The organism is Micromonospora sp. M51 (genome assembly GCF_018070305.1).
GTDB classification, from domain to species: Bacteria; Actinomycetota; Actinomycetes; order Mycobacteriales; family Micromonosporaceae; genus Micromonospora; species Micromonospora parva.
In genome coordinates this window covers 1-1007 of record NZ_JAGPXZ010001257.1, presented here as the reverse complement: position 1 = coordinate 1007, position 1007 = coordinate 1, and the positions used below count along the sequence as shown (strand labels likewise).

Annotated in this window: 2 protein-coding genes; both read left to right on the top strand. The window is 75.0% G+C overall.

Translation table 11 applies throughout. The features are described 5' to 3' along the window. Positions 1–386: AAA family ATPase (locus KBX53_RS34105; protein ID WP_369010025.1), on the top strand; the 386-nt coding region annotated here is incomplete at its 5' end. Then, a partial coding sequence (locus KBX53_RS34100) for a DUF58 domain-containing protein (protein ID WP_210863940.1) occupies positions 365–1007 on the top strand: 643 nt, incomplete at its 3' end. The genes KBX53_RS34105 and KBX53_RS34100, both read left to right, overlap by 22 nt.

Here is a 1007-nt window from a genome sequence, read left to right as displayed (position 1 = left end):
ACAACGCCCTGGTCGACTACGCGGTCCGGTTGGTCCTGGCCACCCGCGCCCCGGCCGAGCACGGCATGCCCGACGTCGCGCAACTGATCCAGTACGGTGCCAGCCCGCGCGCCTCGCTGGGTCTGGTCCGGGCGACCCGCGCCCTGGCGCTGCTGCGCGGGCGGGACTACGCGCTGCCGCAGGACGTGCAGGACATCGCGCCGGACATCCTGCGGCACCGGTTGGTGCTCAGCTACGACGCGCTCGCCGACGACGTGCCCGCCGACCACATCGTGCAGCGGGTGATGTCGACGATCCCGCTTCCCGCTGTCGCGCCCCGGCAGCAGGCCACCCCGCCCTCGATCGCGCCGCCGCCGGGCGCTGGTTGGCCCGGGCAGCGGCCGTGACCTCACCCACCCCTCGTCCAGCCCTCCTCGGCGACCGTAGCGAGGCCGTGTTGTCCCGGCTTCAGCTGCTCGTCACCCGCAAGCTCGACGGTCTGCTGCAGGGCGACTACGCCGGCCTGCTGCCCGGACCGGGCAGTGAGGCGGGGGAGTCCCGGGAGTACCGCCCCGGCGACGACGTGCGTCGGATGGACTGGCCGGTCACGGCACGCACGACCACACCGCATGTGCGGCGTACGGTCGCCGACCGGGAACTGGAGACCTGGCTCGCGCTGGACCTCTCCGCCAGCCTCGACTTCGGCACCGGGCAGTGGCTCAAGCGGGAGGTCGTGGTGGCCGCCGCCGCTGCCATCACCCACCTGACCGTGCGCGGCGGTAACCGGATCGGCGCCGTGATCGGCACCGGCGGCGGGGTGTCCGCGCCGGCCCGACGCTGGCGGGGCAGACCACCGCCGCCGGGGCCCGGGGTGCTCACCCGGCTGCCGGCCCGCTCCGGGCGCAAGGAGGCGCAGGGTCTGCTGCGTGCCGTCGCCGGCACCGCCATCCAGCCCGGTCGTGGTGATCTGGGCGCGCTGATCGAGATGCTCAACCGTCCGCCCCGCCGCCGTGGGGTGGCAGTGGTCG